This is a genomic window from Levilactobacillus humaensis, from assembly GCF_024345185.1.
Classification (GTDB): Bacteria; Bacillota; Bacilli; order Lactobacillales; family Lactobacillaceae; genus Levilactobacillus; species Levilactobacillus humaensis.
On record NZ_BROB01000025.1, the window covers coordinates 1 to 24,948 of the forward strand.

Below are 24,948 nucleotides of genomic sequence, written 5' to 3' on the forward strand. Positions count from 1 at the left end.
TAGGCATAATAAAATCCCCTCAAGGTTGACAGATGAATTATACTTTTTCATCTGTCAACCTCAAGGGGACTATAGCAAGCAATGGCTACCTTTCTCACAGCTTATTTACTTTTCTTCTCGAATAATGTACATCGGACGATGTTTCGTTTCGAGGTAAATCTTACTGATGTACTGTCCTAGAATTCCCAGACAGAATAATTGAATCCCACCAATGGCGAGCAAAATCACCACGAGGGATGGCCAACCAGCGACTGATCCCCCAACGGTCAAGGCCCGGACGATCACGAAGATCAAACCGAGGATTGAGAGTAGGAAGGAGAGGCTGCCGACCCAAGTGGCGAGGCGCAACGGCGCATTGGAGAAGTCAATGATGCCTTCAATGGAGTAGGCAAACAGTTGACGTAAATTCCAATGGGTTGTACCGGCCGCTCGGGGCTGGCTCTCATAAGTCAGATACGTAGTTTTATAGCCGACCCAACTGAAGATCCCTTTGGAGAACCGGTTGAATTCGGGCAATGATACCACAGTATCAACAAATTGGCGGGTCATCAATCGGTAATCACGAGCATTCGGTTCGATCCGCACGTCGGATAGCCAGTTAATGACACGGTAGAAGCTGCTGGACAGAAACGCACGTAGTTTGCTTTGACCACGCCGTTCCTTTTGAATGGTCCCCACACAATCATATCCCCGATTTTCAATGAGGTCGACCATTTCCGGCAAAAGCTCCGGTGGATCTTGTAAATCAACGTCCATGACGGCGACCATGTCGCCTGTCGTGGCTTGGAGGCCCGCGGCCAACGCTGATTCCTTACCGAAGTTTCTGGAGAATGACCGAAAGTGGACAGTCTCCGGATGCTCTTCATGTAAGGCTTTCATTTCATCTAAGGTGTGGTCGCTTGACCCATCATCCACAAAAATATACTCCGGCGTTACCGTTGGAGTAGGGGTATTCATAGACGTGATCACCTTGCTAACGGTTCGGTAAAATAACGGTATAGACTCCTCCTCGTTATAGCAAGGAACGACCAGACTCAATTTCTTCATCACAGACATTCCTTTCACACAACGCTATCATCTTACCTCAAATATAGGAGGCTTGCCATTAAAATTTGTTTACGAGTGTGCCACTTTTCGGTGACTAACCTTACTTATTGCCGATGAATGCGGATTCAATGAAAAAGGTTTCGCTTGGTCACGAATAATTTGAGAATAAAAACGGAGTTTATAACATGGGACCGTGGGTTCTGCTATAATTGACGATAATACACGTGACTTTGGAGGTATTGCAGTGACGAAACCAATTAAAGTAATGACAGTGTTTGGAACCCGACCGGAGGCCATCAAGATGGCCCCGATTATCTTGGCCATGCAACAACGGCCAGACGCGTTCACCCCAATCACGGTGGTAACCGCGCAACACCGGGAGATGCTCGACCAGGTGTTAGCGATCTTCAAGATTACCCCGGACTATGATCTGAATATTATGCGCCCACAGCAAACCTTAAGTGGGATCACGACCCGTGTCTTGAATCAACTCGATGACGTTCTCACGGAAGCTAAGCCAGACATCGTGCTGGTTCACGGGGATACCACGACAACTTTTGCCGCTAGTGTGAGTGCCTTTTATCACCAAACGATGTTAGGTCACGTGGAGGCGGGGTTACGGACCTGGGATAAGTATTCACCTTATCCGGAGGAAATGAACCGTCAATTGACCGATATTCTCAGTGATTTGTACTTTGCGCCGACGACGCTTTCCAAGGCTAACCTGTTAAAACAGGCGCATCCTGCAGATCACATTTATATTACCGGGAACACGGCAATCGATGCCTTGAAACAAACGGTGGATCCAGACTATCATCACGCAGTCCTGGACCAGGTGGCCGCGGATCACCGGATGATTCTCTTGACCATGCACCGCCGTGAGAACCAGGGAGCACCCATGCACGCCGTCTTTAAAGCCGTGCGTCGTGAGGTTGAAACCCATCCTGACGTGGAAGTGGTCTATCCGGTTCACTTGAGCCCCGTCGTCCAGCAGGCGGCTCATGAGGAGCTTGACGGGATGGATCGGATTCACCTGATCGACCCACTAGACGTCGTGGACTTCCACAACATGGCGGCCCGGAGTTTCTTCATCATGACGGACTCCGGCGGGGTGCAAGAAGAGGCCCCATCACTGAACAAGCCCGTTTTGGTGCTCCGCGATACCACGGAACGACCAGAGGGCGTTGAGAACGGGACCCTTAAATTAGTGGGAACCGATCCCAAGCGCGTGACCGAAGCCATGGAACAATTATTAACAGACGAACAGGCCTACCAACGGATGGCGACTGCCGAAAATCCTTATGGGGATGGGCACGCCTCCGAACGCATTTTGCAAGCGATTGAAACCAAAATCAATGGAGGCAATCTAAATGGCTGAGACGGCATATGACCGAGCCGAGATTAAAACGACTGAACAGTTGTCAGAAATTATGCGTGACCTGCATCAAAAGGCCCTGAAGCATAATGAACGATTTGATTATAAGATTCTGCGTAACGTCCATTTTGCTAATAAGGTGAAGAATCCTGTGACGCAGGAGATGAACGAAGGGGATTCCTGGCGGGTCATGCAAATTGACAACCTGCTGGTGACGTCCTTTGGTGTGATTAACGTGGAGAGTAAGTATTGGCGGGGGATGATTTTCCATGACCTGTCCGAGGAAATCTTTTCCACGAGTCTCGATGACTTTTCCGCGGTGAACCTGACCGGTAAGGAGAAGAAGACTCCGAAGGCGTTGATGAACCGGCTGGACCGATTCTTCTTGCCCAACCTGTCGGAAGAAAATGAATCTCTCACCCAAGGCTATACGATGAGTCTTGAACAGGAAGGCCGGGGGCAACGGTCGATTACGTTGCATACGGGGATCAGTAACCCGGCGACCCAGGCCGAACTCTCATCAAAGTTGTTGGTGCGCTATATCAATAGTGAAATTACCATGCACCGGCAATTAGAGAACAAGAATGACCGGATCATCGATTTTGTTAAACCGATGGTGTATTACAACTACTATGACCGTTACGATCACATTAACTCGATGGTCGTGGGCAACAAGACCAAATTAAATCCGAATGACGCCTATAACTGTACCGCCGTGGCCAACTACGATGACCTGGCCACCTTTATCGAAGCCTTCCGTCAGGCCAAGCGCGTGCGCTTTAGTCTTAAGACCTTGGAAAAGATGATTGGCACGCTGAAGTTTGCGGAGGACTATGGGTCATTCTAACTGACAACGAAAGGAGACGTGGCACCTGTGGCTAAACAGTGGCGCGCTCGGCTGGCACCAGTCGGCCGATTCATTCAAACCATTGGCAAACGATACCAGATGGCAAACGTCTCCGATTCTGCGGTGGTGTTGGCTTATTATACCTTGCTGTCGCTCTTTCCAGCATTGCTAGTGGTTGCCAGTATTCTGCCGTATCTACACATCGAAACCACGACTGTGATGGAGAGTATTGAACCGATCGTCCCTGAGAATATCTATACCATGTTGGAGCCCATCATCCATTCCTTTCTGAATAATCGGAGTGGGAGTGTGCTGTCAATCGGGGTAATCGTCTCGATTTGGTCATCTTCGCGGGCCGTCGCGGCTTTCCAACGCACGGTTAACGGTGCCTATGGCGTGGCGAAAAAGCAAAATGCGATCGTCAATCGGGTCGGGGCGTTCTTCTGGATGGTGGCGCTGATTGCGTTGCTTTTCATATTGATGCTCTTCTTTAGTTTTGGGCAGGTGGCCGTGGAACAACTGACCCCACTGCTCCATCTGCCAACTCAAGTGCTCACCTACGTGAACGCGGCCAAGTGGCCCTTAACCTTTGGGGTCACGTTCTTCGTGTTGATGATCCTCTTTTACTTTGTGCCCAGCGTTAAGTTGAAATGGCGCTACGTGTGGCCGGGGGCGCTTATCGCGACGGTGGGTTGGCTGCTCTTATCGCAAGCCTTCTCGCTGTATGTGAAGTATTTTGTGCACAACATCGATAGCTACAAGACGATTGGAACTTTTATCGTTCTGATGTTTTGGCTCGACTTTACCGGGATGATCCTGATGTTTGGGGCGGTCCTAAATGCCTCGATCCAGGAACTTCTAGTCGGTGATTTTGAGGAGCAGACGGTTTTACCCAATATCTTGAAGTACCGGATCAAGAAAAAATAAAAGACACCAGAGGTCTGGGAGTAGTTGTCCCGGACCTTTGATGTCTCATGACTGAATCGGATTAAGCTAGGTGTTGTGCGGTGGCCACAAGCTGTGCGGCGAAGGCGTCGAGTCGGTCAATGGCGTCCTGGTCAGGCTCCAGGTCGATCTTGACACTGAGAGCACCCTGACGTGCGCCACTCTGCTTGAAGGCGGCCGCAAACCGGTCTACGGCGACATTGAAGTCGTCACCGTAGAAGGTATCGCCGGAACCGGCTACCCCGAATACTTGGTGACTGAGGTCGACTTGGGGCAGGTCCTCGAAGAAATCGAGGCCTTCTTCGGGAAGGGCGCCGCCGTCATAGGTGTAGGCACAGACGACACAGATGTCGGCTTCCTTGAATTCGGTGGCGTCGGTCTGAGAGATTTCGGTCTCTTGAACCTGACAGCCTTGGGCTTCTAGACCCTCGGTGACAATATCGGCAACGTCTTGATTGTTCCCGGTGATGGTGGCAAAGACAACGTGAGCGGTTAACATAGTGGCACTCCTTTCGATACAGCTTGATTGTCGTTAATTATAGCAGGCCAGTGGCGAAGCAGCCACACTCATTTCGCTAGGGAATCATGTATGGGCGGAAAAGCTGACTGACTAACTAATGCACTACTGTGCGGGCCCCATTGAATTTAGAACTGGTAAAATAGTCATAAGTTAAAGAGAAGGAAGTGATCGAAATGGCCGAAATTACCATGATTGAAGCTCAGAAACGTTCAGGACGCTATAACATTTACGTCGATGGCCATTACGCCTTCCCGGTTAGTGAAAGCGTCCTGGTGGATTTCCGTCTGTACAAGGGCATGGAGATCGATAAGGAACTCGAGGAACAACTGACGTCAGCTGACGATGTCGCCAAGGCCTATAACAAAGCCCTGGATTATCTGTCTCATCAGTTACGAACCGAAAAAGAAGTGCGAGATAAGTTAGTTGATCTGGAGATTCCGCCAGAAACGATTGACCAGACTCTCCAGAAGCTTCGAGAATTTACGTTGGTTGACGATGCTCATTATGCGGCCAGTTATGTTCGCACCATCATGAACACCAGTGACAAGGGGCCGCGGGTGATTCGCCAACATTTACGGCAGAAGGGGGTCGCTGAACAGCCAATTGACGAGGCCTTGAAACAGTATCCAGTGGCCGAACAGATGACCGTGGGGACGGCCGTCGCCGAAAAATTGGCCAAGCGTTACCAACATCAATCGACACGTAACCAACTCCAAAAGGTGCGTCAAGGCCTCATGAGCCGGGGATTCGGTGGGGATGAGATTAACGGTATGTTGGATAGCCTGGATTTGACGCCGGATGAGGATGAACAGCGCGCGCTCCTGGCGAAGCAGGGTGAGAAGCTGTGGCATCGTTATCGGGCACTGAGTCACTCGGAACGGCAGTATAAGACGAAGCAAGCCCTGTATCGTAAGGGATTTAAGCTCGATGAGATCAGCGCTTGGCTGGCAGATTTAGGGGAATCGGCAGACTAGTCACAACGTTTTAAAAGGGTAAGGGGGAGCAATTATGAATTCAAAAGTATGGGGGACAGTTTTAGCCTTGGGAGCCGTCTTGGGTCTTGGCGGCGGTCTGGCCTGGTGGTTTAATGGTCAGACACAACAGACCAAGGCTGAGCCAAAGGTTTCAAGCAGCTCGGTGGTTCGGAAGGTCAAACCAAAGAAGAAGGTACCAGCTAAGAAACGTAAGCTGGCACCCGCTGCTACCACGCGGCAGATCGATGCCGTCTTACAAGCCAACCGTTTCGTGGGGACGGCTTTGGTGGTGCATCATAACCAGACCATTTATCAACAGGGATGGGGCTACGCCGATGCCGCGAACCGCCAGAAGAACCACGTGAACAGCGTCTATCAATTGGCGTCGATTCAGAAGTCCTTTACGGCGGGACTGTTAATGAAGTTGGCCAGTGAAAACAAGGTGGCACTCAGTGATCCGTTGTCCAAGTATTATCCACAAATTGCGGGGAGTAATCAGATTACTCTGCGCGAGATGTTGGATATGAAGAGTGGGTTAGTGCTGACGGCGTTTCCTAACTCGATCAGAACCGAACAGCAGATGATTAAATTTATTCTGAATAACGTTGTCAGTCAGCCCGCCAAGATTGGGCGGTGGCACTATTCACCGGTGAACTTCATGTTGCTGGCCGGAATTATTCAGAAGGTTTCTGGCGAAAGCTATCAGGATTACTTCACCAAAAATATTATCGATGCCGGGAACCTCCAGCATTCTGGCTTCGTCTTCAATATGGCAAACCGGTCCGATTATTCGCAGGGGTACACGAACTCCAAGACGGGGAGCGTGCTGCCAACCTATGATACCGAATACGGGGAATCGAAACTGTCGATGCTCTACCAATTTGGGACGGGGCAGGTCTACATGTCAGTTAATGACCTTTTCCAGGCGGAACGCAACATGTTGCTAGGGAAGGTCTATCCACAGAAGGACGTTAACGTCCTCTTGGTTCCCGGGTCGGCGTCGATGTATGGTGGGGGACTCTATGTCTACCCAACGTACGTCAGAGGTCACGGGTTAGCCTACGGGTACGAGGCGACCTTCCTGTTGAGCAAGGACGGCCAGGATGGGGTGGTCTTACTCAGTAACTATTACCGGGCCAACCAATTGTCGCAGACGGCTGCCATTCAGCTTTGGAACCTCTTAGAGGGTGGCAACTTGGGTAAGTGATGATAGGTGAATGGAACAAAGGGGTCTGGGATAATTCCCAGGCCCTTTTTCTAGGTCAAGATACCGGCGAGTGGTTAAGCCATTAAAAAATTTTACGAGTGCCGGGTTAGTCGCCAATAAATGGCGGTTGCCAGGGCTTGCGTGGAGAGGTCCCCGGACCGACTCGGTTTCACCGCAACACGATTTTCTGGGAGTTAGCGCAAGTTTATGCGACCCCCAAGACTTTTGTCCAATGAATCCTGGACGAGCTATTCAATAATACCGGCTAATCTGGTATAATATTGAATGAATTTTTATAGTTACCCGTTACTTAGAAAGTAGGGTTTAGACATGACGCGCGAAGCTAGAGGACCTAAGGAAGGCGACTTCATTACGATCAAAAGCTACAAGCACGACGGAAGTTTGCATCGAACTTGGCGCGACACTATGGTACTCAAAACAAGCGAGAACGCCCTCATCGGCGTCAATGACCACACATTGGTCACGGAAGACGATGGGCGGCGGTGGGTGACCCGTGAGCCTGCTATCGTTTATTTTCACAAGCATTACTGGTTTAACATTGTTGCTATGATTCGGGATAATGGGGTGTCTTATTACTGTAATTTGGCCTCTCCATACGTTTTAGACAAGGAAGCTCTCAAATATATTGATTATGATCTTGACGTGAAGGTTTTTCCAGACGGCGAAAAGCGGCTATTGGACGTGGATGAATACCAGGATTTCAGTCAGCGTTGGCACTATGGTGCCGAGACAGACCAGATCTTGAAGGCCAATGTCTTGACGTTAGTTGACTGGATTAACAATCACAAGGGGCCCTTCTCTAAAGCCTATGTCGATCTGTGGTATCAACGGTATCAGGAACTGTCACGTCGTCCCAAGTAGGGCACGGCGTTCGACCTGTAAGAGTTGTCTTCCGTATCATCCGGAGCAAGTCCATTCGTGGCTCGCTCCTTTTTTAAAAAAGAAAGGAACTTGTCCATGAAATGGCTTGCGAATTCCCGACTCATGTTTTGGTCACTGGAACTCCTGATTGTGGCGGCGTTAATCTGGGTCTGTACCCAGATCAGCTTTCTCTTTTCGCCCATTGGGATCTTCTTATCGACGATCTTTGTGCCACTCCTGCTATCCGGGGTGTTGTTCTATCTGCTGAACCCACTAGTCCGCGCCCTGGAGAAGATCCGGTGGCGGCGATTCCATCTGAATCGGACCGGAGCTGTTAGCGTAGTCTTTCTGCTATTGGTGGCGGTCTTGGTTGCCGGGGGCATGTGGCTGATTCCGCGACTCGCGACGCAGATTACGACACTTGTGGGGAGTATTCCGGACTTCGCGAAGTCGAGTGAGGTCGTTTTACGAAAATGGACCCAGCAGCCTTGGCTAAAGAACATTGATTTCTCAAAATATCTGACACAATTACAGTCGGCCCTGTCCAAGTACGCTCAGAGCCTCATGAGTGGCGTTACCAGCGGAATTGGCCAGGTGATTGGAACAGTTACCACGGTGACCGTAACCGCCGTTACAGTGCCTGTCATGCTGTTTTACATGCTAAAGGATGGCGAGAAGTTTCTGCCCACAATTCAGAAGTGGCTACCGGCTAAGCATGGCGAGCAGACAACGGAGCTCCTGAGTCGGATGAACACGACCATTGCCAAATATGTTGGCGGGCAAATCATCGAATGCCTTTTCGTCGGGGTCTTTACCGCGATTGGCTACGTACTGGTGGGTGAGAAGTATGCCTTACTCCTGGGACTCTTTGCGGGAATTTGCAACTTGATTCCTTATGTAGGGCCGTACATTGGGATTTTGCCAGCGTTGATTGTGGCCTTTGCGACGAGTACCAATCTGATTATCTACGTGATCATCGTGGTGGTTGTGGTCCAACAGATCGATGGTAACTTCGTTTATCCGAATATTATTGGGAAAAGTTTGCAGATTCACCCGTTGACGATTATTATTATCTTATTAGCCGCGGGTAATATTGCGGGGCTATTCGGGATGATCTTGGCGATTCCGTTTTATGCGGTCGTCAAGACGGTGGTGACCTATGTCTACAGCATTTGGCAGTTGGAGCACGCCGAGCAAAAATCGTTGTGAAATATTAAAACTTCACAACAAAGTTCTCGTAGAGCGGTTTTCAAGTTGACGTGACCGCTCAATATGCTAGTATTTAGATTGTTATTGGATTTTTAAGACGCCTCCTGGAACCGCCAGGGGAAATTAACCAGATAAGTAGGAGAACCGACATGAAAAAAGTAATTACGTATGGGACGTTTGATTTATTGCATAAAGGGCACGTTCGTTTATTGAAGCGTGCTAAGGCACTGGGTGACGACTTGACGGTTTGTGTCTCTTCCGATGAATTCAACGCGGAAAAAGGCAAGCGGGCGTACACATCTTATGAAGACCGGAAGTACATTCTGGAAGCCATCAAGTACGTGGACCACGTGATTCCCGAAACCACTTGGGACCAAAAGATTAAAGATGTTCAAGAAAATAATATTGATATTTTTGTCATGGGTGACGACTGGAAGGGTAAGTTTGACTTCTTGAAGGACTACTGTGAAGTCGTTTACTTGCCACGGACGGAAGGTATTTCCACGACTAAAATTAAGCATGACCTTGGCCTTACCGATGAAGAAGAATGGAAGGCTGAAGAATAGGTTGACCAATCCTTAGTCGTAGACTAAGGATTTTTATTGTCATAACGGTAAATTCAAAGGAGGCTTGGGGATGAAACGGACGGTTTTCTTAGTGACCGACTGTTATGATTTACAGCGGGCAACCTTTGCCAGTCAGTTATCGCGTGCGCTTCGAGCATCCGAACGGGTCGATCTGCTGGTAGCCACGCCAGCCATGGAGACGGTCTGGGAGATTCGAGCCGAATTAAATCGCTTGGCCACGCAAGACCCGTTGGTGGCGCAGGCTAACCTTCTGACCTTAGCCGATGTTTTTGCCAAGGATACCGGGCGCATTCTGTCTGCCGAGGAACGGCTAGCCGTCGACCTCAGCCAATGTGAAGAGCGGGTGTTCATGGACCATTCACAACAGGTGAAACGTTACTTGCGTTCTGGTCAATTGGTGGCGGAGCTTCGCCAGTTGGATGATGAGACGCCGATGGTTCTCCGGCAGTACAACCACGATCAGTTGGTTCAGACGGTTACCTATGGTTTGAACGGGTCTGTCGTGGCCGTGGCTAGGATTCAAGCAGGGGTGGCACAGACGCGATACTTACTTAATCGGCGTGAGGAGGCCGTGTTACGGTTGACCCGCCATGCACGGACTGGGCAACACGTTTTAAATCTACGGCTGACATCGGGGATGGTTGCGACTTTGCCTCCTGACGAACACGTCGCCTTGGAGAATGCGTTGGCGCAACGCCAGACGTCATTGACTGGCGCCGATCAGACCGTATTATTGCCAACCACCGATGTGACATACGGTGGCATGGTGTATGCCGACTATCAGCGTTTACCGACCACTGAGTCACTGTATCAAGTCGTTTTAAATCGGGTATTAACCCCAGAATCTCAACTATTTAGCCCATTGGCAATCAATCAAAGGCTTTCGCCGTTACTGCCGAATCAATTAATCTTTAACTACTAAGGAGTTTGCCATCGTGCGTGCGATTTTATCAGGCTGTCAGCATTCAAATCAGCAATCAGAATTGGAACTGGAACTCATCAATGTGCCAGAACCTTTTGAGACGCTCACGGTGACCTTCTTTGAACGGCAAACGCAGGCGACACTGACCGTCCCCGTGACGCGGATTGTCAATCAACATGTGGTGCGGGTGGCATTCGATCCGGCGGCCCTGCAATTTGAACAGAGGGATCGGCATGACTTTACCTGGGAGTTGTATCTCAATGTGGTGCAGCCCGCGATGCACGGGGTTATTCAGATTGAGAGTGAGGCTCTTGGCGATCGTTGGCAGATCTCACAGACGAGTGCCTGTCAATTCAGGTGTGATGCAGCGGGTATGGCCATTTTAAACAGCCATACCCATCAGTCCGCGACGGAAGTTTCTGTCACGGCCATTAACTTGGTCGATGATCAGATACAAGTGGTGGAAACGCGTCAGTTTAACCACGATCCGAGCCAGCAACGACTGGTTTTGAAAAACGAAGCCGATCACCAAGTAACCATGGGACCGGTTGTCCAGGGCGCTAGTCAAGGGTTAGTTACGCTGTCGCTTCCGTTGGCCGAACTACCGATTGAGTCGACGCAAGTCCTCTATCTCCGCACCACCGTTGGCGAAGAAACGGTGGAACGGCGCGTGGTATTGGCACGCTCACTGGCGGGACAGACGACCGAACTAGTGACCCGACAACATCGACTGGTCATGATTGACAAGCGTTTCGACAATGGCCTGCTTGTGACGACGTCAGTGGCACCGTCATTACCACAACGGGTGGTCAACGCCGTCGGGCAATCGCGTCAAGTTGTGAAGTGGGTGGCGCAAGTGGCGGATAAGGTTAATCTAACCTATTTATCACAGTTATTTAGACATGGGCACACACCCTATGAGCGACCAACCCTCATTTTGAAAGCTTTGGTGGCCGCCAAGTGAGTGACTCACCGTATGCCATCTATCAACTGTTTACTCGTCTCTATCCAGAATTCAACTGTGTGTGGTCGATCAACCGGTCACAGCGGCGCTTCTGTCGGCAACATGATATTCCCTATGTGATTCGCCGGACCACTAGGTGGGTGCGGCTACTGGGCAAGGCAAGCTTCTGGATCAGTAATGCCCGGTTTCCATTGTGGGTAAAGAAGCCCGACTACCTGACTTATATTCAAACCTGGCATGGGACACCCCTGAAAAAACTCGGATTAGACATTGAAAAAGTGACGATGCCTGGCACCACGACGGCTCGCTATCACGCGAACTTTGTGAAGGAAGCCAATCGTTGGGATGCCTTGATTTCGCCCAATGATTATTCGACGCAGGTCTTTCGAACCGCCTTTGGCTTTAACAATCAGATCCTGAAGGTGGGTTATCCTCGTAATGATGCCCTGGTAAACAGTACGCCGGCAGAAATTATGGCGCTCAAACGAAAATTGGGGATTCCATTGGATAAACAGGTGGTGCTCTATGCGCCAACCTATCGGGACAACCAGTTTGCTGAGAAGGGTAAGTATACGTTTGAGTTGCCGTTCTCACTGGCAGAGTTTCAGCGGCGATTTGGAAAAGATACCGTGTTAATTTTACGGATGCACTACCTGATTGCGAATACCCTGGATATTCGGGGGTATGAGGGTGTCGTTTTTGACTTCTCACATCACCCGGATATTTCGGAGTTATACCTGGTTAGTGACCTGTTGATTACGGACTACTCTTCGGTCTTCTTTGATTACGCCTATCTCAAACGACCGATCTTATTCTATCCGTACGACTATCAGGTGTATAAGGACGAGTTGCGTGGGTTCTATTTGAATTACGAGACCGAGTTACCAGGGGAGATTGCTCATGATGAATCGCAACTCCTCTCGTTGATTTCGCAGAAATTGATGACCCCCGATATGAGCAATGACGCCCGGTTCATGGCTTTCTATCGCCGCTTCTGTGCCATTGATGATGGTCAGAGCTCACTGAAAGTTGTGGCCTATATCCTACAACAGATTGAAAATCATGGTTAAAAAAACAAGGGGTCAGGACGTTATCGCATCCTGACCCCTTGTTGTGATTAAGCTTAATGATTCACTTTCATGGCCTGCTGATAAGCGTATTGACTCAAGCGCTTGGCCTGTTGCGGTTGGTGCACAATCTGCTTGAAATAGCGATTGAGAATCCGCTGATAGGCGGCCTTCACCCGGGTGATCCGGGGATGTTGGCGTTGCGTAAATTCGGTTTGTGCTGCCCGAGCATCTTGGCGTGAAGCGGCCGGTTGGGCCATATGTTTCACCAGATAGGTTACGTTTTTACTGGCCTTCTTGGCAGAAGGACTGACCGGTTGGCTGGCCGCTTGGCTACTGGCCAAGGAAGCCTGCATATTGTTAGTAAGACTGGTAATTTCGTAGTAATCATCTTTTTTAACGCGTGTTTGGTCATAGGTCTTGAACAACAGGACGTTGAGCAGACTGGCAATGATCACAATTCCCACACCACTGATAATGACTGCCATGGCGGGGCGCAGGGGTCGGTGGCGCTGCTTGGTCACAATAAGACCGATGAGTCCCCCCAGCGCGATGATCGCGCCCAGACAGAAGATAATTTCGATGATGAGGGCTTCCGTACTCGCCGACATAATTTCACCCGATTCTAAATAAGTTCATTCTTTAATGATACCACGAAATAGGGGTGGAGTGATCCAGAAATGCCGGCCATCATGTATTGTGACCCTAGATGTGTTAAAATTATAACGTCGCGTAAATTTAAAATTTCAGATAATCTAAATTCAAAAAAATTTGTGAGGAAAAACTATGAGCGAAAAAACATTAGCATCAGCTGTCGATAAACGGCGGACTTTTGCCATCATCTCCCACCCCGATGCCGGGAAGACGACGATTACCGAACAATTGCTGTTGTTCGGGGGCGTGGTGCGTGAAGCCGGAACCGTTAAGGCGCGAAAGAGTGGTAACTTCGCCAAGTCTGACTGGATGGAAATCGAACAAAAGCGTGGGATCTCTGTGACGAGTTCTGTGATGCAATTCGATTATCAGGGCAAACGGATCAATATTCTGGATACCCCTGGACACGAAGACTTCTCAGAAGATACGTACCGGACGTTAATGGCCGTGGACTCCGCAGTCATGGTCATTGACTCTGCTAAAGGGATTGAACCCCAAACCAAGAAGCTGTTTCAGATCTGTAAGATGCGGGGAATTCCGATCTTTACCTTCATGAACAAGCTTGACCGAGATGGCCGTGAACCGATGGACCTGATTGCCGAATTGGAGGATGTCCTGGGGATCGAAGGCTATCCAATGAACTGGCCAATTGGGATGGGTAAGGAATTGAAGGGGCTGTATGACCGCTATCACCAACGTGTGGCCTTGTACCGGCCAACCGGTGATACCCAATACCTGCCACTCAATGAGGACGGAGAATTGGCCGATGGCAACGACTTGGAAGACGACGGCTTGTACCAAGAGGCCCGCGATAACATGTTGTTGATTGAAGAAGCTGGGAACCAGTTCGACGCCGACAAGATTGCCAGCGGGGATCAGACGCCAGTCTTCTTCGGATCAGCCTTAGCCAACTTTGGGGTTAAAACTTTCCTGGAAACGTATTTGGAATACGCCCCTAAGCCAGCGAGTCATCATACGCAAGAGGACAAGGACATTGCCCCAACTGATGACGAATTTTCTGGATTTGTCTTTAAGATTCAAGCCAACATGAACCCTAAGCACCGTGACCGGATTGCCTTCGTGCGGGTCTGCTCTGGTGAATTTGACCGCGGGATGGATGTTATTCAGGAACGAACGGGCAAGAAACTTCGGCTGTCCAACGTGACCGAATTCATGGCCGATACGCGTGAGAATGTGGAGAAGGCTGTGGCCGGTGACATTATCGGGTTGTACGATACCGGTAATTTCCAGATTGGGGACAGTATCTACACGGGGAAGCAAACCGTGAAGTTCGAAAAGCTGCCACAATTTACGCCAGAGCTGTTCGTGCGAGTAGCAGCTAAGAATGTGATGAAGCAAAAATCCTTCCACAAGGGGATTAATCAACTGGTTCAAGAAGGGGCCGTGCAACTCTATACCTCTTACTCAACCGGTGACTATATCCTGGGTGCCGTGGGGCAACTTCAATTCGAAGTGTTCCAATTCCGGATGCAAAACGAGTACAACTCGGAAGTTATCATGGAGCCAATGGGCAAGAAGACGGCCCGGTGGATCAACCCCGATCAATTGGACGAACGGATGTCTTCATCGCGGAATTTACTGGTTAAAGATAGCCAGGGCGCACCATTATTCCTCTTTGAAAACCGTTTTGCCGAACGCTGGTTCAAGGACAAGTATCCTGACGTTGAATTGACGTCAAAACTCTAATCTAAACGATGAAAGGCTCAGACAACCAGTCTGAGCCTTTTAATTTCACTAACTTTTTAGATAGATATGTGGATGTGATTTAATTGGTATAGGCCTTGTATAATGCCTTCATTTTGTCATAAAGCCTTATGAACGTTGATTTGTCAGTGGCGGTCATGTGATAAGCGAACGATTGGTGTTCATGACGCAAAGCCAATACTTTGTGAAATGGTTGTGTACAATTTAATTGGTTTCCTTCTCCAAAGATCCCTGTTAGGATGTTGTTTATCGGAGCTAGAACAACAGACAGAAATTTAAATAAATTGGGGAAACTTGGAGGAGAGTAAGATGACAGTAAATGTGAAGGCAAGTCTATGGTTAACAGCGGCGACGGTTTTGATGGGCGTGGGGATGGCCACGGAACCGCAAGATGTTCATGCAGCGGTAACGGGGCAAACGAGTTCCCAGCGGGCAACCGAGCATATTTGGGAATGGATGCCCAATCCGACTTTAAGAAAGATTATGTTGAAAACGCTTAATAATGACCCGAACATCAAACATCATTGGAAAACAGAAGATGACATTAACAAGAAGGATTTACGCCTGCTGACCAAGATGGAACTGACCAAGGAAAATGTGAGTGGCGTGGGTGTTCAAACGATTCAAATGTTCAGTCTTGAAGGCTTGGAGTACGCGACCAATTTAACTTACTTAGATTTAGACGGGTCAGTCACAAATTTCGATTCGACGGATCGGGAAGCCTTTGGTAAGAACCCAATCAGACAGCCTCGGGGACACATCACAATTTTATCGCCGCTGATGAATTTAAGAAAATTGGACACGTTGATTCTAAAAAACAATCGAATTGATGATGTGCGGAAGCTAGCGAACCTGACAAATCTGTCCTACCTCGACTTGTCGAATTGTCAGATTGAAGATTTCTCTCCGTTGGGACAGATTCCCTTCGAAGTTTTTAAAGGCGAGGGCCAAGTCATCTCACGGACAGATCGGTTTACGGGAAATGAGTTGTCTGGTCACCTGAAGAATACCAGTACATGGATTGATGGCTCGCGGTATGACATGCATGCGATTGACCGCTATGCCATGAAAGCGTATACGCGGGAAGACCGACATGAAGATACGGGAGATTTATTAGGAACTCACGACGTCTTTAAATTAAAATTTAGTGCTGGTAAGTCACATTCGGACGGGGCTAAGGGCCTATCCTATGACCATTTGGCAGATCAAGAGTATACCCGACCTGATGATAATTTCACAACTGACGAGATGGTGAAACATGATGCCCGTAATGCCATGCTGGGTGAGGTGCGGTCTCCGGAGGGAAAAGTACTCTGGACCTATGTAAATTCTTACCGGTTTACGACATATCCAGCACCGGTGACGGTTTCTCACGTTGATACAGATGGTAACCAACTTCAGGATGATGAGGTGTTGACTGGGGGATTGGGGACTGCCTATCAAACTCAGCCAGCAAAAATCGAAGGGTATCGGCACAAAGAAACCAAAGGTGAATTGACCGGAAAGTTCCTGCGTGAAGAACAAAAGGTCGTCCATGTTTATGAGAAAGTGGATGATCAGGATGCCGGTACTGGCAACGAGGGCGGTGGGTCCACAGGAGATGGCAACGGCAATACCAATGGCAATGATGGTCAAGATGGTTCTGACAATAACGGAGGCTCGGATGGCGGTACCAATGGCAACGATGGCCAAGATGGCTCCGATAATAACGGAGATTCCGATGGTAGCGATGGTCAAGACGGCTCTGACAACAACGGAGATTCCGATGGCGATTCCGATGGCAATGATGGTCAAGATGGTTCCGACAACAACGGGGATTCGGACGGCGATGCCGATGGTCAAGATGGCTCTGACAGTAACGGAGACTCAGATAGTGATGCCGATGGCAACGATGGCCAAGACGGCTCTGACAACAACGGAGATTCCGACAGTGATGCCAATGGAAATGATGGTCAAGACGGCTCTGACAACAACGGAGATTCGGACGGCGATTCTGATGGTAGCGATGGTCAAGACGGCTCTGACAACAACGGCGACTCGGATAGTGATGCCAATGGAAATGATGGTCAAGACGGCTCTGACAACAACGGAGATTCGGACGGCGATTCTGATGGTAGCGATGGTCAAGACGGATCTGACAACAACGGCGACTCGGATAGCGATTCCGATGGTAACGATGGTCAAGATGGCTCTGACAATAATGGAGACTCGGACAACGATGCCGATGGTAGCGATGGTCAAGATGGTTCCGATAACAACGGCGACTCGGACAACGACGCCAATGGCAACAAACCAGGGGATAACAATGGCAACGGGGGTACGGTAACAGGTCCAGGAACCGGCGGGAATGGTTCCGGAAACAATGGTTCTGACAATGGATCTGAAGAAGGTTCTGGTTCGGGCGATGGTTCTGGGACGGGGTCTGGTTCCGATGGTAACGACCCTGATGATGGCAATGGCAGTGATACCGGCGACGGCAATGGTAGTAATACTGGTGATGGCAATGAAAATGATACCGGCAATGGAAGTGATATCGGTGACGGTAATGGAAGTGATACCGGTGACGGTAATGGAAGTGATACCGGTGACGGTAATGGAAGTGATACCGGCGACGGTAATGGAAGTGATACCGGTGATGGCAATGGAAGTGATACCGGTGATGGCAATGAAAATGATACCGGCGACGGTAATGGCAGTAATACCGGCGACGGCAACGGCAGTGATACCGGCAATGGCAATGAAAATGATACCGGTGCCGGGTCAGAAACAGGTTCTGGGTCAACTACCAGTAGCGAATCCGATACGGAAACCGGGGCCACTGGGAGCACTGAGGGTTCAACCACGGGCACGGGCTCTGGTGACCAATTGAGTACTGGTCAAGGTTCACAATCAGTGGGAACGGACGACGAGGATGAGATTGACAGTCCAGTCTCCGGTAGTGAGTTTGACCATGCCACGGTCGGCGACAATGGGCCGAGTGGAACAACTGATTTAAGTTACTCGGCGCTTGGTGATGGCTCCGGATCAACGACCGGTCGCCTGCCACAGACGGGTGAAGCTCAATCTTCTTGGACTTGGCTAGGCCTGCTATTGGTCAGCCTGGTTGGGACCGGCTTCATGAAACATAAGCGTCGAGAAGAGTAAGCACCGCAAATAACCAGCAGAATTGAAGAGAGTCTAGTCCATTGGGAGGGGAGTCTGGCTAACTGGCCTGACCAAATTGGGTGATGAATCAAACGGGGATTAATTTCGAAAGTTGAAATTAGTCCCTTTTTATTATGCAATTTATGATTCCCCATAACTCTGTCAATTTTCGAAGGCTCCTCTTTTAAAATTGATAAATTGCCCCTTAAGCGGTGTGCACATGGTATTCTTTTGGCGAAGAAAGTGACTCACTGACGGGTAATTGCGACCCAACATCTTTTGGGGGCGGAGAGGAGCGATTATGAAGAAATTGAAAGTTTTGCTAGGGTTGATAGTCGGGATCGGATTAGGTCTCGGTCAACACGTGATGGGCTATGCGGATTCGGATTATGACAATGCCTTGAAGACCGCTCCACAAGGGATTTCACTGGAAAATATCTTTACGCCTGGAACGACCAGTAATAATACGGCGGCAGTGGTTGCGACAACCAATCCGGCAATTACGGGAACTCAGGCTGCCAAGGTTAACAATGGGAAAAACCAATTTGGGGCAATATGGTCAACAGCCGACAATGTGTTTGATTTAAAAAAGAATGAAACCGCTTCAATGTGGATTTACTTTGGAAATACCGGGAAGAAGGCCGCGGATGGAATGGCATTGGTCTTCCAAAATGATTCTCGAGGACTGAATGCTACCCCAACCTTTGGCAAGACGATCTACGGTGAAACTTTGGGTGTTTGGGGAATTGCCACGGATCGGAAGCAAGCCACTGCAGATAAAATTGCGGCCTCAGCGATTCAAAACAGCTGGGCGTTGGAGTTTGATACGCATTTAAACAAATCTACCAGTTACTCGAATGCCGGGGATGCGGATTCCTTCGACGTAGATTTTGCCGGCCCTCACTTGGCCAACGGCTATCCCGGGGATGTTGCCACCTATAATATGGTGAAGACGTCTCAGCTGTTACCACTTCCAGCCTCTGGTTATTACGCCCAGCAACAACACGAGGGTGTTCTGAATGGTGACTATACGTTGCTATCAAATGGGGCCTGGCATCATTTGACGGTGGATTGGAAGGCTGATTCGAAGGTCTTAACCTACACGTTTAATGACAAGGACCCTGTGGACGGTACCGACCAACCCGGGGTCAGTGAGCAGGCAACCTTGGACCTCGATAAAATTGATCCGGATCATACCGGTCAGATCCAGTGGGGATTTACCGGTGCCACGGGGAGTAGTTACGAAAACAACTTAGTCGTGATGGAAAAAATTCCAGGTCTGGTGGATGCTAAGGCAACCACCACGTTGACAGACAAGAATACCAATCAGGTCATTGACGATGGTGGCATTCTTAAAGGTGGTCACAAGTTCCAACTAGATTACCAACTCAATTACTTGGATGGGAAGCAGTCCTGGAAGGATCTGACTGCCAAAATGAATCTGCCGGATCATCTGAACTATGATACGGCAAAAATCACCTATGCCGATGGCACCACGAGTGACTTGAGTCTGAATGGTTTAGTGGATAATCAGATTGAATGGTCACTGCCAACCGCATTGAGCACGGCTAATCCGCGGGCAACCATTACACTGACGGGGAAGGCCGAGGATGTGAAGGGAGCAACTAGCGTGGCAGCTAGTGCGTCTACCTTTAACGCGGTTAACGGGATTGTCACGACCGATACCTCAGCATTCACCTTGAACCCAACCCTGGAACTAAATCTGTTCTCACTTTCTGGATCGAGTACCCAGATTGAGGCGGGGGCCAGTGCGACTTTTAAGGGTCTGGTGATTATTCCAGAAGGTGTCGACTTGAGCAACGACGATATGACCGTTTCTGGCACCCTGAATGGGTCATCCTTGCCAGACTTTAAGATGCCAACCGGGGATGATGGTCGGTTTGATCTGACCTTGACTCCTGGGCAGCTGAAGGCCGGCAGCAATATTCTCAAGCTTTGGGTGACCGACCCTTACCAGAACGTGTCCAATGAGGTCACCTATACGATCATTGTCCCAGGCCAGCTGACGTTTCAGACGGTGGCCGAGGCCAGTTCTTTTAAAACGACCTCATTAACCGGAACATCACAGCAGATCAAGCGGACCTCAGATTGGCAGGTCAAGATTCTGGATACCCGCGAGGCCGGCGCCTCCTGGGCATTACAAGTCACCGCAACCCCATTCGTCTCTACGGATGGGCGGACGCTTTCCGGTGAACTGCGGTACTACGATGAAGATGGTCAGACGGCTATTGGTGGTGACCCAATCACAGTGAGCAATGGGGTCTCTACGGATACGGACGATGTGACGGATGTCGTTGGCAACTGGCAGGATGAATCAGGCTTGCTCCTAGATGTCGACGGTGACGCGGTTCAAGGTGATTACGAATCGACGATTACTTGGACTCTGAACAATGTTCCCTAGACTAGGGCGAACGCAATGAACGTTAATAATAACAGGCGTTGGCACACTTAAGCCAACGACAAAAGGTCCCAGCAACACGTTCTACACGGAACGTGTTGCTGGGACCTTTGTGTTAAACGACGCCTATTCTGCGGGTGCGAGTTTTGCAGCCTGTGCCTGTGCGGCTTGGGCTAAGATATTTAGGTAGTTGAATGGCCGGTCAAAGTTTGGTTGGAAAAGCATGTCAACCATTGCCAGGTCGTCGATTGTATTTTCATTTTGGATGCAGACGGAGAGGGTATTAGCGGATTGTGAGACGTCATATTTACTCATCAATGCACCACCCAAGATCCGCCGACTGTCTGGGTCATAGACCAAAGACATCAGCACGGGTTCAGTTGTTGGCATGAACTCTGGACGGTAGTTATCCTTAACGATAACTTGTTCAGCATTGATACCCTGCTGCTTAGCGGATGCCAAGGTCAATCCAGTGGAGACAATGGTCCGACCGTAGAGGGCTAATCCAGATGAGGACTGCGTTCCCATGTATTTAACGGTTGGCTTAACGAGGTTCTTTCCGACCAGGATCCCTTGACGAACGGCATTGGTAGCCAGGGGAATATAAGCGTTTTGGTGAGTAGGGTTGTAATGAACCGCGGCACTGTCACCAGCGGCAAAGATGTCGGGATTGGATGAGCGCATGTAGTCATCGGTAATGATGGCACCGTTGGCGGCCATGTCGACCTTACCCTTGAGAAGGTCGGTATTTGGTCGGAAGCCGATACATAGGATAGCTAGGTCGGTCTGGTAGGCCCCTTGGTTGGTCTGAATAGTCAGGCGACCATCTTCAGGTGTAAAGCTTTGAACCGTTTCGCCCAAAGCAAGTTGGACGTGATTGTCGCGGTAGTCTTGTTCGATGACGTCCGTGAATTCAGAATCAAAGTATTTCGGCATGACGCGGTCCATGGCATCAATTAAGGTCACCTCGTGGCCAGTCGTTGAGTAAGCTTCAGCGAGTTCTGCGCCGATGTAACCGGCACCGATAACCGTGATATGTTTGGCCGTCTTGGCTTCTTCAATCAAGGTCTGAGCATGAGCCCAGTTCTTACACAGCTTGACCTGTGGACTATTAATGCCCGGAATTTTTGGTACGATGGGCCACGATCCAGAGGTCATGACGAGCTTGTCATAGGTATCAGTTGTTTGTTCATGAGTGGTCATGTCTTCAACTGTAACCGTTTTCTCTTCAGGGTCAATGTTTAAGACGTTGTGGCCCATCTGGACGTTAGCACCGAGCTTAGTTAATTCCTCTGGACTAGAGTAAAAGAGTCCTTGAGGATCGGCAACTTTACCCCCGAGGTACAAAGCAATACCACAGGAAAGAAAAGAGATAACGTCGTTTTTTTCATAGACCGTGACCTCGGCATCGGGGTTCTCGGCTAAGATTTGTTTAATGGCAAATGTTCCGGCATGGGTACATCCAACTACAGTGACTTTCATGAATAGGGCCTCCCAAAAGTGTGGTTAATTTATTTGAAAAATGCTTCACAAGCAGTCTCAAAAAAATAAGACTTGGTTACAACTCTATTTTAGACAACACGCCAGAAATGTCAACACATTTCAAAATGTGTAACACGTCTAATTCTGACGAAATCCAGTGATATCTAGTGTTGGTCCCCTAAAAGCGGTAAACTATGGGCTATAGACTTTGACGTGTTCATTTTCGGGATCCGCCATGGTCGGACGATTTAGACATAAGGAGTGGAGTTTGAATGAAAGCAGCAAAACATTTGACGGCCTGCACGACGGTGCTGGTTGGGAAAAAAGCAACGGTTGATGGATCAACGATGATTGCTAGAAATGACGACACCTTCTTAGCGTTGACTCCTCAACGCTTCTACGTTCACCCGGCGGAACATGACCAGCCGGCCCGGACCTGGGTTTCAAATCAAAATGGGTTCACGGCGCCAATTCCCAGTGACGGTTACCGTTACCTGGCAACGCCTAACGTGGAAACCGACAAGACCGGGGAGTATGCTGAAAGTGGGATTAACGACCAAAATGTCGCAATGAGTGCGACTGAAAGTGTCTATGGCAATCCCCAAGCCTTGGCGTTCGATCCTTTGGTGGCAAATGGATTAGCCGAAGACTCTTTGCAGACCCTGGTTCTGCCTTACATTAATTCGGCCCGCGATGGGGTGCGTTATTTGGGTAAGCTGATCAAGCAATATGGATCACCAGAAGGTAATGGGGTGCTGTTCTCTGATAATGACGAGGTATGGTACATGGAAATCGTCACTGGGCATCACTGGGTGGCGCAACGGATTCCGGACGATGCCTATGCTGTCGCCGCTAACCAAGTCGCCATTCAGCAGGTGGCTTTTGATGATCCCGACAATTTCATGTTCTCCGAGGGTATCCAGGAATTTGTCACGGCAAACCACTTGAATCCCGATCAGGATGGTTGGAACTTCCGCCACATCTTTGGGACGAGTACCGAAAAAGATCGGCATTACAACACGCCACGCGTTTGGTATGGGCAACGTTGCTTGAATCCTGAAATTGTTCAGGATCCCCAATCCAGTGACCTGCCGTTCATTTGCCGGACAAGTCACAAGATCAGTGTGGAAGATGTTGAATACATTCTGAGTTCTCACTATAACGAAACCAAGTACGATCCACTGGGCCCCGGGGATGATGCTGATCGGTTGAAGTTCCGGCCAATCTCAATGAACCGAACGCAGAACTCTCACGTCTTACAGTTGCGTAACGACGTCCCTAAGGCAAGTTCTGCCATCATGTGGGTTTGCTTCGGTGTACCAGCTTTCAGTCCTTACGTGCCTTTCTTTGCCAATGCCACCGATACCGATCCTTCTTACAGCCTGACGCCGGTCCATTTGGACGATGTGAGTGCCTACTGGATGTATCGGAAGTTGTCGATGATTGTGGAGTCCCACTACGTTGACTTCATCGAACAGGACACGGATTACGTGACGGCCGCTAAGGAAACGTTGCGGACCCACGTGGCGAAAGCCTTGAAGGGTGCCCAAAACTTCGAAGGGGACGACTTAACGGCCTTCCTGACGACACAAAACCACCGTGTGACTGAAATCATGCGCGCAACAACGACGAAATTTACCAATGACCTCATCGAGAAGGGCCTGACGCTCTCTCGGCTAACGTTTAACATGGATAAGAACTTATAAACCAAACGAGTAATGCTCATGACGAAACAGGCGGCCTGACAATTGTCGGGCCGCCTGTTTTTGACTGAAACTATCTTTTTACGAAAAAACTCCGTAGAATCGTCGAGATTTTACGGAGTTAACTTTAGAGTCATTAATTTAAAGTGTTGCAATCGGTGTTAACCGAACATAGCGAGCATTGATGTAGGCTTCTGGCCCAATCTGATACCAGACCAACTGTTGGTCATCGACGATGCGTCCCCGGACGTCCAGGGGATCACCATGGTCAACCTGACCAGCCGTTTCGCCATACGGTTCACGGTAGATCGACACTGCCGAGCCTGGCACGTAATCAACTGTTCCCATTCGGTCAAATGGTTCCGGTTGCCAGCGAGAGACTGGTGGTAAGGCCGGTTGGGCGTATTGATGGTCGCGGCGAACCGTCTGTTCTGCAGACAGCCACTGATTACCACCAAAGTTATACCAGACAGTACCATTGGTTAGCGTGACGACCATGAAAAGCCGCCAGAGTGAGTCGGCTGGGAACTGGTAGGTGTAAGCTCGTCCCGCTGGCTCATCGTATACCTGATGATCGGCCTGCAAAAAGACATACTGATGGACGCGCTGAACCATCTGCCAGGCATCCCGCCGGTAGTAGTAGACTACCATGGCAGGTTTGTCGGTGAATTGGCCCCGTTGTGGTCCCTGGGCTTGGAAAATATGGTAGCCAGAGATGTTAGGTGGCGTCAGGGTGTAGGTCGTTGCCAGGCCGCCACGATGGATCTGAGGCAGTTCTAGCAAACGACCGGAATCAAAGTCGACGAGATAGGCAATAACGGGTTGGCCGAGCCGGCGTCGATAAATGACGGTTGTTAGCCCATATTCACTGATAAAGTCTTGGGTGAAGCCGATGATTCGTAAGAGCGCGTAGCCTGTGATCTCAGGAAAATGGTAATGAACGCTTTCACCCTGGTGACCCGTCAACACGAGTGCTGGTTGTAAAGGGCGGTCGTGCTCGTCGACTAACCGAACCACTAGCGTCGCTGCGGGGCCCAATGGTGCTGGCTGCGGCTGTACCTGTGGTTTTGGTGGACGGGGGGCAATAGGGGGCTGTGGTGGCATGACGGCTGGTTCAGCGTGAGTCGTTGGTACCGAAGGCAGACGCCGAGTTGGCGATGCCGGTTGCGGGTGTCGCCGTCGGGGTTTGGGTTCGATGAGTCGTTTAATCCAGTCAAAAAATGCCATGCCAGTCACCTCCAGAAGTTTCCTTTAAAACCTAGTATACCATTTTTA

Annotated in this window: 20 protein-coding genes; 15 read left to right on the forward strand and 5 right to left on the reverse strand. The window is 49.7% G+C overall.

Annotated features, from left to right (window positions below; translation table 11 throughout):
* Positions 1-105 precede the first annotated feature (105 nt).
* The gene (locus tag OCU14_RS08480) at positions 106-1,047 is read right to left on the reverse strand and encodes a glycosyltransferase family 2 protein (protein ID WP_261810661.1); all 942 of its coding nucleotides are present in this window, start codon (positions 1,045-1,047) and stop codon (positions 106-108) included.
* Positions 1,048-1,291: 244 nt separating this feature from the next.
* Between OCU14_RS08480 and wecB the strand changes: the two genes are divergently transcribed.
* From wecB to OCU14_RS08495, 3 genes are read left to right on the forward strand one after another with little or no spacing between them, the layout of a single operon-like run.
* Positions 1,292-2,425, forward strand: a complete 1,134-nt coding sequence (wecB, locus tag OCU14_RS08485) for a non-hydrolyzing UDP-N-acetylglucosamine 2-epimerase (RefSeq protein ID WP_309296926.1) — start codon at positions 1,292-1,294, stop codon at positions 2,423-2,425.
* Positions 2,418-3,269, forward strand: coding sequence for a nuclease-related domain-containing protein (locus OCU14_RS08490; RefSeq protein ID WP_261810662.1), 852 nt, complete (start codon positions 2,418-2,420; stop codon positions 3,267-3,269). Before wecB ends, OCU14_RS08490 begins: the two co-directional genes overlap by 8 nt.
* A gap of 27 nt (positions 3,270-3,296) precedes the next feature.
* Entirely contained in the window at positions 3,297-4,196 is a 900-nt protein-coding gene (locus OCU14_RS08495; RefSeq protein ID WP_057879038.1) for a YihY/virulence factor BrkB family protein, read from the forward strand.
* A gap of 61 nt (positions 4,197-4,257) precedes the next feature.
* Here the strand turns inward: OCU14_RS08495 and OCU14_RS08500 are convergent, their stop codons facing one another.
* The gene (locus OCU14_RS08500; RefSeq protein ID WP_261810663.1) at positions 4,258-4,713 is read right to left on the reverse strand and encodes a flavodoxin; all 456 of its coding nucleotides are present in this window, start codon (positions 4,711-4,713) and stop codon (positions 4,258-4,260) included.
* A gap of 194 nt (positions 4,714-4,907) precedes the next feature.
* Here OCU14_RS08500 and recX point away from each other — a divergent pair, with 194 nt between their 5' ends.
* The 8 genes from recX to OCU14_RS11250 all read left to right on the forward strand — a co-directional run bounded on the left by recX (position 4,908) and on the right by OCU14_RS11250 (position 12,549).
* A complete protein-coding gene (gene recX / locus OCU14_RS08505; protein WP_261810664.1) occupies positions 4,908-5,708 on the forward strand; it encodes a recombination regulator RecX in 801 nt (266 codons plus the stop codon).
* 34 nt (positions 5,709-5,742) lie between these two features.
* Positions 5,743-6,915 (forward strand): serine hydrolase domain-containing protein, encoded by a 1,173-nt coding sequence (locus OCU14_RS08510; protein ID WP_261810665.1) that lies wholly within the window; start codon positions 5,743-5,745, stop codon positions 6,913-6,915.
* 330 nt (positions 6,916-7,245) lie between these two features.
* Positions 7,246-7,797, forward strand: coding sequence for a nucleoside tri-diphosphate phosphatase (gene ntdP / locus OCU14_RS08515; protein WP_261810666.1), 552 nt, complete (start codon positions 7,246-7,248; stop codon positions 7,795-7,797).
* 96 nt (positions 7,798-7,893) lie between these two features.
* Entirely contained in the window at positions 7,894-9,006 is a 1,113-nt protein-coding gene (locus OCU14_RS08520) for an AI-2E family transporter (RefSeq protein WP_261810667.1), read from the forward strand.
* A gap of 149 nt (positions 9,007-9,155) precedes the next feature.
* A complete protein-coding gene (gene tagD, locus OCU14_RS08525; protein ID WP_057879031.1) occupies positions 9,156-9,572 on the forward strand; it encodes a glycerol-3-phosphate cytidylyltransferase in 417 nt (138 codons plus the stop codon).
* Positions 9,573-9,642: 70 nt separating this feature from the next.
* Entirely contained in the window at positions 9,643-10,515 is an 873-nt protein-coding gene (locus OCU14_RS08530) for a hypothetical protein (RefSeq protein ID WP_261810668.1), read from the forward strand.
* A 13-nt stretch (positions 10,516-10,528) separates the two neighbouring features.
* Positions 10,529-11,479, forward strand: coding sequence for a hypothetical protein (locus OCU14_RS11245; protein ID WP_309296927.1), 951 nt, complete (start codon positions 10,529-10,531; stop codon positions 11,477-11,479).
* Positions 11,476-12,549: a CDP-glycerol glycerophosphotransferase family protein gene (locus OCU14_RS11250; RefSeq protein WP_309296928.1), complete on the forward strand. Its 1,074-nt coding sequence runs from the start codon at positions 11,476-11,478 to the stop codon at positions 12,547-12,549. Before OCU14_RS11245 ends, OCU14_RS11250 begins: the two co-directional genes overlap by 4 nt.
* Before the next feature lie 53 nt (positions 12,550-12,602).
* On the opposite strand, the gene OCU14_RS08540 is transcribed toward OCU14_RS11250, so the two are convergent.
* Positions 12,603-13,157, reverse strand: a complete 555-nt coding sequence (locus OCU14_RS08540; RefSeq protein ID WP_261810669.1) for a hypothetical protein — start codon at positions 13,155-13,157, stop codon at positions 12,603-12,605.
* Between the two features lie 175 nt (positions 13,158-13,332).
* Between OCU14_RS08540 and OCU14_RS08545 the strand changes: the two genes are divergently transcribed.
* The 3 genes from OCU14_RS08545 (at position 13,333) to OCU14_RS08555 (ending at position 20,491) form a co-directional block, all read left to right on the forward strand.
* Entirely contained in the window at positions 13,333-14,907 is a 1,575-nt protein-coding gene (locus tag OCU14_RS08545) for a peptide chain release factor 3 (RefSeq protein ID WP_261810670.1), read from the forward strand.
* A gap of 327 nt (positions 14,908-15,234) precedes the next feature.
* The gene (locus OCU14_RS08550) at positions 15,235-18,069 is read left to right on the forward strand and encodes a MucBP domain-containing protein (RefSeq protein WP_261810671.1); all 2,835 of its coding nucleotides are present in this window, start codon (positions 15,235-15,237) and stop codon (positions 18,067-18,069) included.
* Between the two features lie 301 nt (positions 18,070-18,370).
* Positions 18,371-20,491 (forward strand): L-type lectin family protein, encoded by a 2,121-nt coding sequence (locus tag OCU14_RS08555; RefSeq protein ID WP_261810672.1) that lies wholly within the window; start codon positions 18,371-18,373, stop codon positions 20,489-20,491.
* 123 nt (positions 20,492-20,614) lie between these two features.
* Here OCU14_RS08555 and OCU14_RS08560 read toward each other — a convergent pair whose 3' ends face one another.
* Positions 20,615-21,970, reverse strand: coding sequence for an FAD-dependent oxidoreductase (locus tag OCU14_RS08560; protein ID WP_261810673.1), 1,356 nt, complete (start codon positions 21,968-21,970; stop codon positions 20,615-20,617).
* A gap of 272 nt (positions 21,971-22,242) precedes the next feature.
* Between OCU14_RS08560 and OCU14_RS08565 the strand changes: the two genes are divergently transcribed.
* Positions 22,243-23,676, forward strand: coding sequence for a C69 family dipeptidase (locus OCU14_RS08565; protein WP_261810674.1), 1,434 nt, complete (start codon positions 22,243-22,245; stop codon positions 23,674-23,676).
* A 138-nt stretch (positions 23,677-23,814) separates the two neighbouring features.
* Here the strand turns inward: OCU14_RS08565 and OCU14_RS08570 are convergent, their stop codons facing one another.
* On the reverse strand, positions 23,815-24,900 hold the full coding sequence (locus OCU14_RS08570) for a MucBP domain-containing protein (RefSeq protein ID WP_261810675.1): 1,086 nt from the start codon (positions 24,898-24,900) through the stop codon (positions 23,815-23,817).
* Positions 24,901-24,948 lie beyond the last annotated feature (48 nt).